This window comes from Brevundimonas sp. UBA7838 (genome assembly GCF_002500885.1).
GTDB lineage: Bacteria > Pseudomonadota > Alphaproteobacteria > Caulobacterales > Caulobacteraceae > Brevundimonas > Brevundimonas vesicularis_C.
The window spans coordinates 1-1,048 of record NZ_DLTK01000041.1; the positions used below are offsets into that span (position 1 = coordinate 1).

Annotated in this window: 2 protein-coding genes; both read right to left on the reverse strand. The window is 66.2% G+C overall.

Annotated features, from left to right (window positions below; translation table 11 throughout):
* Positions 1–53: 53 nt before the first annotated feature.
* Positions 54–479, reverse strand: a complete 426-nt coding sequence (locus tag B3T77_RS02740; RefSeq protein ID WP_292076983.1) for a CBS domain-containing protein — start codon at positions 477–479, stop codon at positions 54–56.
* Positions 480–581: 102 nt separating this feature from the next.
* The coding region (locus tag B3T77_RS02745; RefSeq protein WP_292076984.1) for a rhomboid family intramembrane serine protease at positions 582–1,048 on the reverse strand (467 nt) is incomplete at its 5' end.

A 1,048-nucleotide genomic window follows, 5' to 3' on the forward strand; every position in this document is an offset into this window, starting at 1 on the left:
AGATTGGGGAAGTTTCTCGCAAAACCGGAATCGTCCAACAGCGCGCGCGCCTCTCAGCCTGCAATATAGGTCCGCAAGCTCTCGGCCTCATGGGCGTGTTCGGCGATCTGGCACTTCACCACGTCGCCGATGGAGATGACGCCGACCAGACGATCCGCCTGCATCACCGGCAGATGCCGGATGCGCCGATCGGTCATGCGGGTCATCAAGGCCGACATCTCCTCGGCCGGTTCGGCATAAATCACCTTGGCCGTCATATAGTCGGCGACCGGACGAGCCAGCGCATCGGCGCCATCGGCCGCCAACGCCTTGACCACATCGCGTTCGGAAAACACCCCGGTCACCTTGTCGCCGTCACAGACGACCAGCGCCCCGACCCGCTTCTGCTCCAATTCTGCGCATGCCTGCGTCACCGTCAGATCCGGCGCGATCGAGAAGACGGCGTTTCCCTTGGTCTTGAGGATTTCGGCGACGAACATCGCGGTCCCTTCTCTCTGTAAGAGACGACCGCGGGGCCGGAATGGCGACAGGGCCGCTCAGGGAGCGATGATCGCTCAGCCCCCGTCCGGAATCAACGCGCCTCAGCGATCAGGCGCAGCCCCCGTCCCGAACATCCGCCCCAATGGACCGATGGCCAGAAAGCCGACGACGAACCCGACCGCGTGGGCCTCCCAGGCGATCCTGGCTCCCTCGGCGCCGGGCAGTCCGCCGATCATTCCGGTCACGGCGTTGACCGCCATCCACGTGATCGCCGCGCCGATCACGCGGCGATCGCCCATCGGCAGCACCCTGCCCTGCCCTCCCAGCAATCGCGTCGCGGCGCCGATCAGGCCGAAGACGGCGCCGGACGCGCCGACCATCGGCTCGCTGGATCCCCAATGGATCAGCCCATAGCCCAGCGACGCCAACACGCCGCACGCCAGATAGAAGAGCAGAAAGACCGTCGGACCAACCTTGGTCCCGAGCAGCCGCGCCACCGGCGTCCCGAACGCCAGCGCCGCCACCGCATTCATGATCGCGTGTGTCCAGCCGCCGTGCAGCAGCATGG